The 13,842-nt window shown below is 68.5% G+C and carries 11 protein-coding genes and 1 tRNA gene; 10 read left to right on the top strand and 2 right to left on the bottom strand.

Features of this window, described 5'->3' with window-relative positions:
• Positions 1-19: 19 nt before the first annotated feature.
• Genes OG326_RS02395 through OG326_RS02380 form a run of 4 tightly spaced genes read left to right on the top strand, consistent with a single transcriptional unit; the run spans position 20 to position 4,259 of the window.
• A complete protein-coding gene (locus tag OG326_RS02395; protein ID WP_327142988.1) occupies positions 20-892 on the top strand; it encodes a hypothetical protein in 873 nt (290 codons plus the stop codon).
• The gene (locus tag OG326_RS02390; RefSeq protein WP_327142987.1) at positions 889-1,959 is read left to right on the top strand and encodes a DUF4129 domain-containing protein; all 1,071 of its coding nucleotides are present in this window, start codon (positions 889-891) and stop codon (positions 1,957-1,959) included. Before OG326_RS02395 ends, OG326_RS02390 begins: the two co-directional genes overlap by 4 nt.
• Positions 1,935-2,960 carry an AAA family ATPase gene (locus tag OG326_RS02385; protein ID WP_442790902.1) on the top strand — a complete coding sequence of 342 codons (1,026 nt, stop codon included), beginning with the start codon at positions 1,935-1,937 and terminating at the stop codon, positions 2,958-2,960. The genes OG326_RS02390 and OG326_RS02385 overlap by 25 nt, the downstream gene beginning before the upstream one ends.
• A gap of 3 nt (positions 2,961-2,963) precedes the next feature.
• Positions 2,964-4,259 (top strand): DUF58 domain-containing protein, encoded by a 1,296-nt coding sequence (locus tag OG326_RS02380; RefSeq protein ID WP_327142985.1) that lies wholly within the window; start codon positions 2,964-2,966, stop codon positions 4,257-4,259.
• 24 nt (positions 4,260-4,283) lie between these two features.
• Here OG326_RS02380 and OG326_RS02375 read toward each other — a convergent pair whose 3' ends face one another.
• Entirely contained in the window at positions 4,284-5,069 is a 786-nt protein-coding gene (locus OG326_RS02375; RefSeq protein WP_327142984.1) for an RDD family protein, read from the bottom strand.
• 59 nt (positions 5,070-5,128) lie between these two features.
• Between OG326_RS02375 and OG326_RS02370 the strand changes: the two genes are divergently transcribed.
• A complete protein-coding gene (locus OG326_RS02370) occupies positions 5,129-6,238 on the top strand; it encodes a stage II sporulation protein M (RefSeq protein ID WP_327142983.1) in 1,110 nt (369 codons plus the stop codon).
• Between the two features lie 688 nt (positions 6,239-6,926).
• Here the strand turns inward: OG326_RS02370 and OG326_RS02365 are convergent.
• Positions 6,927-7,009: transfer RNA gene (locus OG326_RS02365), tRNA-Leu, on the bottom strand.
• A gap of 269 nt (positions 7,010-7,278) precedes the next feature.
• On the opposite strand from OG326_RS02365, the gene OG326_RS02360 reads away from it, so the two are divergent.
• The 5 genes from OG326_RS02360 to OG326_RS02340 all read left to right on the top strand — a co-directional run bounded on the left by OG326_RS02360 (position 7,279) and on the right by OG326_RS02340 (position 13,827).
• A complete protein-coding gene (locus OG326_RS02360) occupies positions 7,279-8,748 on the top strand; it encodes a DUF3662 and FHA domain-containing protein (RefSeq protein WP_327142982.1) in 1,470 nt (489 codons plus the stop codon).
• A 204-nt stretch (positions 8,749-8,952) separates the two neighbouring features.
• Positions 8,953-9,420 carry an FHA domain-containing protein FhaB/FipA gene (locus OG326_RS02355; RefSeq protein ID WP_327142981.1) on the top strand — a complete coding sequence of 156 codons (468 nt, stop codon included), beginning with the start codon at positions 8,953-8,955 and terminating at the stop codon, positions 9,418-9,420.
• Positions 9,417-10,892 (top strand): PP2C family protein-serine/threonine phosphatase, encoded by a 1,476-nt coding sequence (locus OG326_RS02350; RefSeq protein WP_327142980.1) that lies wholly within the window; start codon positions 9,417-9,419, stop codon positions 10,890-10,892. Before OG326_RS02355 ends, OG326_RS02350 begins: the two co-directional genes overlap by 4 nt.
• Positions 10,892-12,361, top strand: a complete 1,470-nt coding sequence (locus OG326_RS02345; protein WP_327142979.1) for an FtsW/RodA/SpoVE family cell cycle protein — start codon at positions 10,892-10,894, stop codon at positions 12,359-12,361. Before OG326_RS02350 ends, OG326_RS02345 begins: the two co-directional genes overlap by 1 nt.
• The gene (locus OG326_RS02340; RefSeq protein WP_327142978.1) at positions 12,358-13,827 is read left to right on the top strand and encodes a peptidoglycan D,D-transpeptidase FtsI family protein; all 1,470 of its coding nucleotides are present in this window, start codon (positions 12,358-12,360) and stop codon (positions 13,825-13,827) included. The genes OG326_RS02345 and OG326_RS02340 overlap by 4 nt, the downstream gene beginning before the upstream one ends.
• The last annotated feature ends 15 nt before the right edge of the window (positions 13,828-13,842 follow it).

Below are 13,842 nucleotides of genomic sequence, written 5' to 3'. Positions count from 1 at the left end.
TCCCTATAGACTCGGCCCCGTGTTGCCAGCCGCCACCGATCCTGTCGGTCCGCCGGCCGGCTCGGTGGGGGAACCGCACACCGAACCGGCGGCGGTCCCGATCCGCCCCATGCAGTTCCGGGAACTCCTGGATCTGCCGTTCGCACTGATCCAGACGCGTATCAAAACCCTCGCCGTGCTGCTCGGCACGGCGGTGGCCGTGGCGGCCGCCGTCACCCTCGCCGTCACCGTGCTGGTCTCCATCGCCACCGATGATTCGGACGGCGGAACCTTCTGGGGCGCACTGCTGACCGGATTGGCGGCGGCCTGGGCGCTGCGCATGTTCGTGCGCGGCGTCACCGTGCCGATCGGGCTCGCGGTGGTGCACCGGCAGCAGCTGTCGTGGCGGGGTGCGCTGCATCAGCTGGCCTCGGAAGCCGGGCCGCTGCTCGGCTATCAGGTGATGTACACGCTCATCGGCATCGGCGTACTCGCGCTGGGCGCTCCCCTGCTGATCACCTTCCCGTTCGCCGCGATCTGGCTGCTCTGGTTGCGGGCGCGCCGATTCACCACGGTCCCGGCCATTTTCGATGAATCGGCCACCTTCCGGATCGCGACACTGCGCACGAAACTGCTGATGTCCGGTTCGGACTGGCAGATCGTCGGGCTGTTGATCTCGCTGCGCGGGCTGCTGCTGGTGCTGGTGGTGCCGCTGCTGGCCCTGCCGCAGTTCATCTCCGGTTTCTCCGGCACGCATCGCTGGACGGTGACGGTGCTGATCGTGACGGTCGCGCTGCTCATGGTGGCCTTCGGCGAAATGGTGGAGTCGGCGGCCCAGGTCGTCACCTATGTGGACCGGCGCTGCCGCCGTGAGGCCTGGGACATCCGTATTCCCGGGGCGGTCCGGCCGTGACCGATCCGCGCACGAACGAATACCGCCCGGCCCCACCGGAACCCGCGCTCGGACCCGCGGCCGCCCACCTGGCCGCCGCCGAGGAGGCGGCCCGGCGCGCCGACTTCGGCACCGCGCTGCGGGAGCGGTATCGCGCCGTCACCCGCGGTCTGGAGCAGCGCGGCATCCTCGAGGTGCAGCGCGCCCGCACCGCCCGCGAAACCGCGCAGGCCGCGACAGCGGTACTGCCCGGTGAGGCCACCGAACTGCCCTCGGCCGCACACAGTTTCGATGAGATCGTGTACGGCGGCCGCCCGGCCGCCGAGGCCGAATACCGGCGACTGGAACAGGCCGATCGCTACTCCGTGGCCCCGCCACCCAAGCTGGCGCCGGCCGAGATCGCCGAGCAGCGCACGTCCCGCAAGCCCAAGACAGCGCGGAAGAAGAAGGGCCGCGAACCGCTGGAACTGCCCGCGCTCCTGCGTGATTGGCGATTCTGGGCGGTGCTGGCCGGAATACTCGCCGTGCTCTTCCTCATCTACCTGGTCACCCACCTGAGCATGCCGCCGTCGACACCGCACGACACGCAGCCCCCGCCGACCCAGCCACCGCCGACCACCGCGCCGCACCACCCGCCCAAGGTGAAGCCGCCGGACTTCGGCGGCGGCGACGATTCCATCTTCCAGCGCCTGCCCGACTGGGCGGCCTACGGCGGGCTGCAATTCCTCATCGCCTGGGTCACGGTGCTCTGGTGGCGGGGCCGGCGGCGCGGCACCGTGGTGCGCGAACCCCGCCCGGTGGAGGCGCCCGCCAATGAACTGCTCGCGGGACAGGCCGGGCTGTACCGGAAATCCCGCGACCACGACCACGTGGCGGCGCGATTGCGCGCCGCCACCCTGCGGCGGCTGCGGCCCGCGCTGGGCGTCACCGCCGCCACCCCGCCCGAACTGGTGACCGCGGCCCTGTCCGCGCGCATCGGCTCCGACCCGGTGCTGGTGCGCGCCGCACTGTACGACCCGGTCCCGGACCGGGTCACGCTGGAAGTCGTGGCCGCACAACTCGAATGGATCGAAGCGGAGGTCTTGTGACCGGATCAGAGCCCACGGCGGTTGTCGTGGACACCAACCACGCGGTGACCGCCGAACAGGCCCAGCAGGCGCTGCTGGCCCTGCGCGCCGAGATCGGCAAGGCCGTGGTCGGCAACGACCAGGCGGTCATGTACCTGGTCCTGGCGCTGCTGTGCCACGGTCACGTCCTGCTGGAAGGTGTTCCGGGCGTGGCCAAGACGCTGCTGGTGCGGGCGCTGGCCACCGCGCTGGATCTGGAGCACGCCCGCATCCAGTTCACCCCGGACCTGATGCCCGGTGATGTCACCGGTTCGCAGATCTACGATCCGCACTCGGCGGAATTCACCTTCCGGCGCGGACCGGTCTTCACCAATCTGCTGCTCGCCGACGAAATCAACCGCACCCCACCGAAAACCCAGTCCGCGCTGCTGGAATCCATGGAGGAGCGCCAGGTTTCGGTGGACGGGGTGCCGCGGCCGCTGCCCGATCCGTTCGTGGTGGTCGCCACCCAGAACCCCATCGAGCAGGAGGGCACCTATCCGCTGCCGGAGGCGCAGCTGGACCGGTTCCTGTTCAAGGTCGACGTCCAATTGCCCGGGCGCGACGACGAATTCCGGATTCTGCAGCGGCACGCCGCCGGTTTCGATCCGCGCGATCTGGCCGCCGCGGGACTGCGTCCGGTGGCCGGTCCGGCGCATATCGCCGCTGCCCGCCGGGCGGTCGCCCAGGTGGCGCTCAGCCCCGAGGTCCTGGCCTACACGGTCGATCTGTGCCGTGCGACCCGCACCTCCCCCGCGGTCGCGCACGGCGCGTCCACCCGTGGCGCGACCGCGCTCATGGCGGCCTCCCGCGCCTTCGCCTGGTTGAACGGCCGTGGCTATGTCACCCCCGACGATGTGAAAGCCGTTGCGACAGCGGTGCTCCGGCACCGTTTGCAGTTGCGGCCCGAGCGCGAGATCGAGGGCGTGACCACCGAAGGGGTGATGGCGTCCCTGCTGATGTCCGTCCCCGTGCCGGTGTAGCCGGTGGTCGTCACCGGCCGGCTGGCCGTCGCGGCGGGCGTCGCCGCACTCTTCGTCACCTTCGTGCTGCCGTCCTGGGCGGGCGTGCTGCTGGCGACCGCGCTGCTCGGGGCGCTGGTGCTGGCGGATCTGCTGCTGCTGGGTTCGCCGGGGGCGCTACAGCTTTCGCGGGCCGCGCTCACCACCGTCCGCACCGGGCGCGGTATCGAGGTGGAGCTGATCGCACTGAACACCGGCGATCGCACCCTGCGCGGCACGCTCTGGGACGACTGGCCCGCCAGCGCCCAGCCCCGCAATCACGCGCACACGCTGAATCTGCCGTCCAACACCAGGATTCGGCTGCATACCGAGCTGACCCCCGAATACCGGGGCGACCGGGTCGCCGGCCCGGTCACCGTGCGCCTGCTCGGCCCGCTCGGCCTGGCCGGACGGCAGCTGCGCCGGGACGTCCCGGCCCGGCTGCGCGCCCTGCCGCCGTTCCGCAGTGAGAAGCTACTCGTCTCCAAAGTCGCGCAGCTGCAACATCTCGAGGGGCGCAACACCACCAACCGGCGCGGCCAGGGCACCGAATTCGATTCCTTCCGCGAGTACGTGGCCGGTGACGACGTGCGCACCATCGACTGGCGGGCCACCGCCCGCGCCAATGACGTGCTGGTGCGCACCTGGCGGCCGGAACGCAATCGGCACGTGGTCATGCTGCTCGACACCGGGCGCGTGAGCGCGGGCCGCGTCGGCGACGGCACCCGCCTGGACGCCACCATCGAGGCCGCACTGCTGCTCGGTGGTCTCGCGGCCGCGGGCGGCGATTCGGTGGACCTGCTCGCCTACGACCGCATCCTGCGCGCCGAGGTGCGCGGCGTCGGCGGAAAACGCCTGCAGCTCAAGCTCATGCACGCCCTCGCCGGGATCACGCCGCAGCTGGTCGACACCGACTACCAGGGCCTGCTCCGCACCACCCTGCAGCGCGCCCGCCGCCGCAGCCTGGTGGTGTGGTTCACGCATCTGGACGCGGCCACCGTGCAGGAGGGCCTGCTGCCCGTCCTCCCCGTCCTGGCCCGGCGCCACCGCGTCCTGATCGTCTCCGTCACCGATCCGGACGTGGCCGCCGCGGCCGCCCACCGCTCCACCCTCGACGACCTCTACACCGCGGCCGCCGCCGAGAACATCCTCACCGAACACGCGATCGCCCGGGAAACCCTGCGCCGCACCGGCGTCCGCGTCATCACCGAATCCCCGGACAAACTTCCCGCCGCCCTCGCGGACGAGTATCTGGAGCTCAAACAGACCGGCTCGATGTAAAACTCGCGCTGCGAGGAGTGGTCTTCAGGCGAGGGCTCGCACGTATCCGGGGCGGATCGGCTGTGGTGGCGGGGGGAAGGCGCGGCGCTGGCGTTCGGACAGGACGGCGCCCAGGATCATCAGGGGCGGATAGCCGTTGGGGGGCGGGGTGTGCAGGCGGGCGCAGACCGTGAGGACCAGGGTGCGGCCCAGCTGGTCCTGGACGACGGGGGTCAGGGTGCCGAAGCGGACCAGGTAGCGGCGTATCGCGAGCGCCAATTCGTCTGACAGGCCGGAGAGTTCGAGCTGCCGCGCCCAGCCCTGCAACCACGGCGGTGGGACGACCAGCGCAGCGAAAGGCAGGCGGCTGCGATCGTGCACCACCACCGTTCCCGCGAGGGCGTCACCGATGCGGCGCGCATTCGGCGAGCACAGCGACACCACCACGGCGATGAGACCGGTGCCCAGCATCCAGAAGTCCACGATCCCGGACAGGCCGCGGGTGACCGCATGCCGGAAATCGATCGGCCCGCCGTCGCCGCGCACCACCCGCAGCCCCAGCGCCATCTTGCCGAGCGACCTTCCGCGCGTGAGTGTTTCGCCCAGCACCGGATAACCGATCAGCACCGCGACCACGGTCACGACCGCGGCGGTATCGCGCCAGGCCGAATCCGCGCCCCACCGGGACAGCAGCACCTGGCTGCCGGGCACCAGCACCAGCCCGAGCATCAGCTGAAGGCACAGGTCGAGCAGGAACGCCGCGGCCCGCGTGGGGAGGCGCGCGATCGGCAGTTCGACGGCGACTGCTTCGCCGGTGGTGAAAAGGGCCATGTCACTCCTGGTGGGGGGCGACTAGCATTCTTCCGAGCGAAGGCACAGGAAGGCAACCGATGGACCTGGACGCGTATACGTTCCTGCACAAACCTTCCTGGGATCGCCTGGACGCATTGGCAACCCGCCATAAGAAACTCACCGGCGCCGAATCCGACGAACTGGTGCTGCTGTACCGGCTGACCTCGCAGCAGCTGGCCCGGCTGCAGTCCGGATCCGCCGAGGCGGAACTGGTGGCCGGTCTCTCCGCCGTACTCACCCGGGCCCGCGGCCGGGTGCTGGGCGCGCGCATCGACACCCTGCGCGAGATCGGCCGCTTCTTCACCCACCGTTTCCCGGCGGCCGTCTACCGGGCCTGGCCGTGGTGGGTGACGGTGGCCACGGTCTTCGTGGTCGCCTCCGCGGCGGTCGGCGCGTGGGTGGCGAACTCCGAATCCGCCCGGCGCAGTCTGGGCCTCGATACCGATACGGATACGCTGACCCGCCCCGGTGGCGATTTCGAGACCTATTACTACGCACATCCGCACGACGCTTTCGCGGCGCAGGTGTGGACCAATAATGCGACGGTGGCGGCCATGTCGCTGTTCACCGGGATACTCATCCTGCCCGCGGTGTACGTGATGGCCATGAATGCCCTCAATGTGGGCATCAGCGCCGGTCTGATGTCCGATGCCGGGCGCCTGGACGCCTTCTTCGGCTACATCCTGCCGCACGGAATGCTGGAGCTGACCGCCATTTTCGTGGCCGGCGGCGCGGGCCTGAAACTGGGCTGGACGCTGATCGATCCGGGCCGGGAGTCCCGGCCGCAGGCCCTCGCCCGGCAGGGCCGCGCCACCGCCGCGATCGCTCTCGGCCTGGTCGTGGTGCTGCTGATCTCGGGATTCATCGAAGGATTCGTCACACCGAGCGGTCTGCCCACTCCGGTGCGGATCGGCATCGGGGCGCTCGCCGAACTCGGTTTCCTGGCCTATGTGTTCGGCCTGGGACGGCGCGCGGTGCTCGAACAGGAGACGGCGGCGCAGGCGGCGAGTGGGATCGAGCACATGCCGGGCGATATCGAGCATATGCCGGGCAATTCAGCGCACACCCCGGGCAATTCGCTCGGGGGCGACCCGGATCCGGTTGCGGGAGCGGCGAGTTCGACGCTGATGGCAACGGCCCGGAAGTGATTTCCACTGGCCGCAGCGAGTCCGGCTCAGCTGCGGCCAGCGTTACCGTCGACTCTACACAAACGTTATGGCTACGCAACCTCCGACTTGCTCACCGGGCGTATAACGCGACCAGGCGAAATACCCTTTGCGCGAAGGCAACTCGAGCAGTCCGCTAATGTCCAGCTTCTACGTTGCCGGTGGTCTGCGGAGGCGGATGAAACCACCCGCGCGGTACCGTTGGCGCACTCGTTTCGACCACTTGCACGTGCACCACGAGAACCCCTGTCGAATGGTTTGCCGATTAGTCCGGCCATTACTCCGCACAAGCGGTTCAACCCACGTTAAGCTGGTGTTTCTCACCTGCTCAGCACCATTGCCGAGCGGTCGCTTCGGGGGAAACAGACTGCAAGTTTGTTTAACTCTGTTTTGACTTAATGCCCGTCAGGCAATGGTCGAAGAAAATCGGGCGCATACCCGATGCGACACCTTCCGGCAATCGATTTCCACCCCTCCGCGGACCGTCGGAGGCCATCCGGCAACGCCTCGGCCGAGGAGTTCACACCGTGGTTGCGATCTTCGTCACACCTGGTCTGACCTGCGGGTTCGGCAACCTACACGCAAGCAGCCGATGGGTGCAGAAATGACACCGGCAAGTGCGGAAATGACAGTAGGCCCGATCCGGAATCCGGATCGGGCCTACTGTTTGTGGGCGAAGGGGGACTTGAACCCCCACATCCTTTCGGATACTGGCACCTGAAGCCAGCGCGTCTGCCATTCCGCCACTCGCCCGAGCGACTCGAAGAACGTATCACGGCCCGTGTGCCAAAACGAAATCACCAGGTAACCGGCGCTGGGGGCGGCGGATGCCCGCACGGGAACCCTGACCCGTTTCCGGGAGTTACAGGGGTGGACGATGGTGGATATCATGCAATCACCGTGTCCCCGCGGTGACACGCCATGTCCGCGTGCCGCCTACGTTGCCAGGAGACCAGACACGCCGCACGCTCACTTCGATGTAACCGCACTCGAGGGAGCGTCCTGACCCGAGAGGAGGGGCGATGGGGATCGTTTCGCGGTTCGAACGCCGCCTCCAGGGTGCTGTCGGTGACGTCTTCGCCCGCGCCTTCGGTGGCAGCGTGGTTCCACAGGAGGTCGAAGCCGCGTTGCAGCGCGAGGCGGCGGACCATATCCAGGACCTCGGCAGCGGACATCTGCTGGCTCCGAACAGCTACGTCATCACCATCAACGAGTCGGACCTGGGGCAGCTCGTCCAGGGCGAGGGACAGGCCGACCACGACCTCGCAGTGCGGGCTTTCGCCAAACACTTACAGGACTACATCCGTGAGCAAGGCTGGCAGACGTACGGCGAAGTGCACGTGGAGTTCGAGGCATCCCCTACGCTGCACACCGGACAGTTCAGGACACGCGGCCGTGTGGACCCGGACGCCGTCGGCGGAACCGCCGAGCGCCGGGCGGGTCCGGCGCCGGCACCTGAACGCACACCACGACCCAACCCGCAACCAGGAGCTGGCCCCATGACGCAGAACTCAGGCTACGACCCGAGTCGTGAGCCCGCGGAGTCCGATCCACGTTCCCGCGGGTACGCGCCCCCGCCCGCGAGCCGCCCGGCTCCGCAGGGCTACGGCGAATACGGCCGCGGCGGTGTGCCGGCGCAGTCGCAGTACCCCGATCAGCCCGGTTATGCCGCGCCCGATCAGCAGGGCTACGGCGAGTACCAGAACGGCTACGACTACAACCAGCCGGGCGGTGCCGGCTACGGCGCGGCCCCGCAGGGTGGTTACGCCGAGCCGGGCTACGGGCAGCAGCCCGGGTACGCCGATCAGGCCTACGGGCAGCAGCCCGGCTACGCCGACCAGGCGTACGGGCAGCAGCCGGCCGGGTACGAGCAGGGCTATGCCGAGCCCGGTTACGGGCAGCAGGGCTACGCCGAGGGCGGCCAGCAGGGTTATGCCGAGCCGGGGTACGGGCAGCAGGCGTACGAGCAGCAGGGCTACGGGCAGCAGCAGGGCTATGCCCAGCAGCCCGGCTACGCCGATCAGGCCTACGGGCAGCAGCCGGAGCAGGCGTACGGCCAGCAGCCCGGCTACGCGGACCCCGCGTACGGGCAGCAGCCTGCCGCGTACGAGCAGGGCTATGCCGACGAGCAGGGTTACGCCCAGCAGCCGGGCTACGGCCAGCAGGCCGGGTATGCGGCGCCGGCAGGCCGCGCGGCCGCCTCGGGCTACTCCGCCACCCTGCAGCTGGACGACGGCTCCGGTCGCACGTACCAGTTGCGCGAGGGCAGCAATATCATCGGCCGCGGCCAGGACGCGCACTTCCGGTTGCCCGATACCGGAGTTTCGCGGCGCCACATCGAAGTTCGATGGGACGGCCAGACCGCGATGCTCTCGGATCTGGGTTCCACCAATGGGACGCTGGTCAACGGCTCTCCCGTACAGGATTGGCAGCTCGCCGACGGGGATGTCATCCGCGCCGGGCATTCCGAGATCCTGATCCGGATCGTCTGATCCCGTAAGCTCGCGAAGCAGGTCACGATATGGCTCGAGATTCCTCGGTCGTATCGTGATCGCAACCGGTCTACGGCCCTATGATGCTGCCAATACTCACGGTGGCGTAGGGCCGCGCTGACCAGCAACCGGTTGCGGGTCCGCGGAGCTTTTCCGTATCGACAGCCCGTACGTACGACATGGTCGAACAGGAGGTGGAGCACCGTGCAGGGATTGATCCTGCAACTCACCCGTGCGGGGTTCCTGCTGTTGTTGTGGCTGTTCGTGTGGGCCGTGCTCCGGACCTTGCGCAGTGATATCTACGCGGCCTCCGGCATTCGGGTCGCACCTCGGGCCCAAGGCGGCTCCGCGGTGCTCCCATCCTTGCGCCGAGGCCAGAAGGGCGCCAAATATCTCGTGGTGACTCAGGGTTCACTCGCCGGCACCCGCATCTCACTCGGCACACAGCCGGTGCTGATCGGGCGCGCGGACGATTCCACACTGGTCCTCACCGACGACTACGCCTCCACCCGTCATGCGCGACTCTCGCCGCGCGGGGAGGACTGGTATGTCGAGGATCTCGGTTCCACGAATGGGACCTACCTCGACCGGTCGAAGGTCACCACCCCGGTGCGAGTTCCACTCGGCACCCCTGTCCGTGTCGGGAAGACTGTGATCGAGCTGCGATCGTGACTCTTGTTCTCCGCTATGCAGCGCGCAGCGACCGCGGTCTCGTCAGAGCCAACAACGAGGATTCCGTCTACGCGGGTGCGCGCCTGCTCGCCCTCGCGGACGGCATGGGCGGCCACGCCGCCGGTGAAGTCGCCTCCCAGTTGATGATCGCCGCGCTGGCGCATCTCGACGACGACGAGCCCGGCGACGATCTGCTCGGCAAGCTGGATCGTGCTGTGCACGAAGGCAATGCCTCCATCGCCGATCAGGTCGAGGAGGAACCGGAACTCGACGGCATGGGCACCACGCTCACCGCCATCCTGTTCGCCGGCCGCAAACTCGGCCTGGCCCATATCGGTGACTCCCGCGGCTACATGCTCCGCAACGGTGAGCTCACCCAGATCACCCGCGACGACACCTTCGTGCAGTCGCTGGTCGACGAGGGCCGGATCACCCCGGAGCAGGCGCACACCCATCCGCAGCGATCGCTGATCATGCGGGCGCTCACCGGCAATGAGATCGAGCCCACGCTGGTGATGCGGGAGGCCCGCGCCGGTGATCGGTATCTGCTGTGCTCCGACGGTCTGTCGGATGTGGTCAGCGACGAGACCATCGCCAACACCATGCGCGAGGGCAGCACCGACGAATCCGCGGACCGGCTCATCGAATTGGCGCTGCGCAGTGGCGGTCCCGACAATGTGACCGTCGTCGTCGCCGATGTCATCGATCTGGATTACGGCCAGAGCCACCCCATCGTGGCCGGCGCCGCCTCCGGTGAGGACGAGGACACTCCCCCGCCGAATACCGCCGCCGGCCGGGCCGCCGCCATGCGCCCGCCGCGGGCCGCACCGCGCCGGGCCGTCCAGGCGCCGGAGCCGGAACCGCCGAAGAAGAGCCACAAGCTGCGCTGGATCGGGCTGTCGCTCGCCCTGCTCATCGCCATCGGCGCCGGGCTCACGGTGGGCTACAACATGATTCGCGGCAACTACTACGTCGGCGCCGATCACGACAAGGTCGTGGTGCTGCGCGGGCTGCCGGGTTCGGTGCTGGGCTATTCGATTCGCGATGTGGATCAGTCTGCCTGCGTCACCCGCAGCGGCGATCTCCAGATGACGTCTCCCGGTGGGGATTTCCCGTCGGGCTGCCGCAGTCTGCAGCTCACCGATCTGAAGCCGACCGGGCGTGATTCGGTCGACAAGGGTCTGCCGCCGGGGTCCCGCGACGACGCCATCAAGCAGTTGCAGAGCCTGACCCGCAACGATCTGCTGCCGCCGTGCGAGAAGCAGCAGCCGGTGGTGCCGCCCGTCGTCACCCCGCCGGTCGATCCGAACGCCCCTCCGGTCACCACCACCGCGGCGGCCCCGCCGACCACCACCGTGCCCGGCGCTCCGGCGGGCACCGGTGACAATCATCAGCTGGAACCGCGTGCACCGGTTCCGTCCACCACGATCGCGCCGCAGACGCCGGGGCAGAACTGCAGGGTGGCGGACTGATGTCCGCACCGGCACCACCGTCCGCTGGGGCCTTTCCCAGTCCACCGGGCGGATTCGCTCCCGCGCCTCCGCCGTCCACCCGGCGGAACGTGGAACTGCTGCTGCTCGGTCTGGCGGCAGTGGTGACGACGGTGTCGCTGGTGCTGGTCGAGGCCAGTCAGGAACAGGAGATCACGTGGGAGATCGCCAAACTCGGCGCCGCCTACCTGGCCCTGTTCGGGGTGGCGCATTTGGCGGTACGCCGGTACGCACCCTTCGCTGACCCTCTCCTACTACCGATCGTGGCCCTGCTGAACGGGCTCGGGCTGGTGCTGATCCATCGACTCGACCTGGCCGAGAAGCAGGACGCCTTCCTCGCTTCACAGCCCATCCCCTCCCCCGATGCCAACCAGCAGGTGCTGTGGACGGGGTTGGGGATGGTGGTTTTCACGGGCCTGTTGATTCTGCTGCGGGACTACCGCACGCTGGCCCGCTACGCCTATACGCTCGGCCTGGTCGGTCTGGCCGCGCTGGCCCTCCCGGCCGTGCTGCCGGACCGGTTCTCCCAGGTGAACGGCGCCAAGATCTGGATTCGACTGCCCGGCTTCAGTGTTCAGCCCGGTGAGTTCGCGAAGATCCTGCTCATCATCTTCTTCGCGGGGGTGCTGGTCGCCAAGCGTGATCTGTTCACCGCCGCGGGCAAGCACGTGTTCCGGCTGGAACTGCCGCGCGCCCGGGATATGGGCCCGATCCTGCTGGTCTGGATCGTCTGCGTCGGCGTGCTGGTGGTCGAGAAGGACCTCGGCACCTCGCTGCTCATCTTCTGCACAGTGCTGTGCATGCTCTACATCGCGACCGAACGGGTCGGCTGGGTAGCGGTCGGCACGGTGCTGCTGGCCATCGGATTCGTCTTCGCCTACAACGCCTTCGGGCATGTGCGGGTGCGCGTGGAGACCTGGCTGCATCCCTTCGCCGACTACAACAACACCGGTTATCAGATTTCGCAGTCGCTGTTCGGGCTGGCCACCGGCGGTCTCGCCGGGACCGGGCTGGGCAGCGGGCGGCCGTCACAGGTGCCGTTCGCCAAGACCGACTTCATCATTTCCGCGATCGGTGAGGAGCTCGGCCTGATCGGGCTCTCCGCCGTGCTGATGCTGTTCTGCGTGTTCGTGATTCGCGGCATCCGCACCGCGCTCGCGGTGCGCGACAGCTTCGGCAAGCTGCTCGCGGCGGGGCTGGCCTTCACCATCGCCATCCAGGTCTTCGTGGTGGTCGGCGGCGTCACCAAACTCATTCCGCTGACCGGCCTCACCACACCGTTCATGTCCTACGGCGGCTCTTCGCTGCTGGCCAACTACGCGCTGGTGGCGCTGCTGATCAAGGTGTCCGATGCGGCGCGGGCCCCGGCGCCGGTCCGGAAGAAGCCGCAGGAATCGATCACCGACGCGCCCACCGAACTGCTGCGGCGACCGAAGGGGGGCACCGCGTGAACACACCGCTGCGCCGCGTGGCCATGGCGGTCATGCTGATGATCGTGGCTCTGCTGGCCAATGCCACCTATGTGCAGGTGATCAAGGCCGACAGTCTGCGCAACGACCCGCGCAATGTGCGGGTGCTGCTGGACGAGTACGCGCGCCAGCGCGGCCAGATCTCCGCACAGGGCACCGTGCTCGCGAGCTCGGTCTCCACCGACGATCGCTACAAGTACCTGCGCACCTACCCGACCGATCCGCTGGCCTACGCCCCGGCGACCGGTTTCTACTCCATGCAGTACGGCAGCACGGGACTCGAGCACGCCGAGGATTCGGTGCTCAACGGCTCCGACAATCAGCTGTTCGGGCGGCGGCTCATCGATATGATCTCCGGCCGGGATCCGCGCGGCGGCAATGTGATCACCACCCTGAACCCGGCCATGCAGAAGGTCGCCTACGACCAGCTGACGGCCAAGGGCTACACCGGATCCGTGGTGGCGATCGAGCCGAGCACCGGGCGCATTCTGACCATGGTGTCCACCCCGTCCTACGATCCCAATCTGCTCTCCGGGCACGACGGGGCCGCGTCCTCGCAGGCCTGGGAGACGCTGCAGGCGGATCCGCGCCAGCCCATGCTGAATCGTGCTGTCTCGCAGACGTATCCGCCGGGCTCCACGTTCAAGGTGATCACCGCCGCCGCCGCGCTGTCCGGCAATGTCGCGCAGACGACCGACCAGTTCACCGCGGCGCCGCGAATCACCCTGCCGGACACCACGACCACGCTGGAGAACTACAACGGCACGCACTGCGGTCCGGGCGACGCGGCCACCGTCTCCATGGCCGACGCGTTCAAGCTCTCGTGTAACACCGCTTTCGCAGAGGTCGGTATGAAGGTGGGGGCCGCGAAACTCAAGGACGAGGCCGCGGCCTTCGGCGTCGGCCAGCACCCCAATATTCCGATGCCGTGGGCGGACAGCACCGTCGGCACCATTCCCGACACACCGGCACTCGCCCAGAGCAGTATCGGGCAGCGCGATGTGGCGCTCACCCCGCTCGACAACGCGGTCATCGCGGCGACCGTCGCCAATGGCGGCGTCCGCATGCAGCCGCATCTGGTGGACCAGCTGCAAGCCCCCGATCTGAGCACATTGGAGACCATCAAACCGATGTCGGTCGGGCAGGCGATCAGCGCGCCGGTGGCCACCCAGCTCACCAACATGATGATCGAATCGGAGAAGAACACCACGGGAGGGGGACAGAGCGCATACACGATCGCGTCCAAGACGGGCACCGCCGAACACGGCACCGATCCGCGCAACACCCCTCCGCACGCCTGGTACATCGCCTTCGCACCGGCGCAGAACCCGAAGATCGCGATCGCGGTGATCGTCGAGAACGGCGGCGACCGGGCACTGGCCGCCACCGGTGGATCCGTGGCCGCGCCGGTCGCCCGCGCGGTGCTCGACGCCGGGCTGGGGAGCTGAACGACATGAACGCGC

It is taken from the genome of Nocardia sp. NBC_01327, from assembly GCF_035958815.1.
GTDB lineage: Bacteria > Actinomycetota > Actinomycetes > Mycobacteriales > Mycobacteriaceae > Nocardia.
Note: the sequence above shows the minus strand (reverse complement) of the source record. Positions and strands in the feature narration are given on the sequence as shown.

Bases quoted from the DNA above. Each gene is read 5' to 3' on its own strand.
- OG326_RS02385 (WP_442790902.1), top strand. From the start codon at position 1,935: ATGGATCGAAGCGGAGGTCTTGTGACCGGATCAGAGCCCACGGCGGTT.
- OG326_RS02375 (WP_327142984.1), bottom strand. From the start codon at position 5,069: ATGGCCCTTTTCACCACCGGCGAAGCAGTCGCCGTCGAACTGCCGATC.
- OG326_RS02370 (WP_327142983.1), top strand. From the start codon at position 5,129: ATGGACCTGGACGCGTATACGTTCCTGCACAAACCTTCCTGGGATCGC.
- OG326_RS02360 (WP_327142982.1), top strand. From the start codon at position 7,279: ATGGGGATCGTTTCGCGGTTCGAACGCCGCCTCCAGGGTGCTGTCGGT.
- OG326_RS02345 (WP_327142979.1), top strand. From the start codon at position 10,892: ATGTCCGCACCGGCACCACCGTCCGCTGGGGCCTTTCCCAGTCCACCG.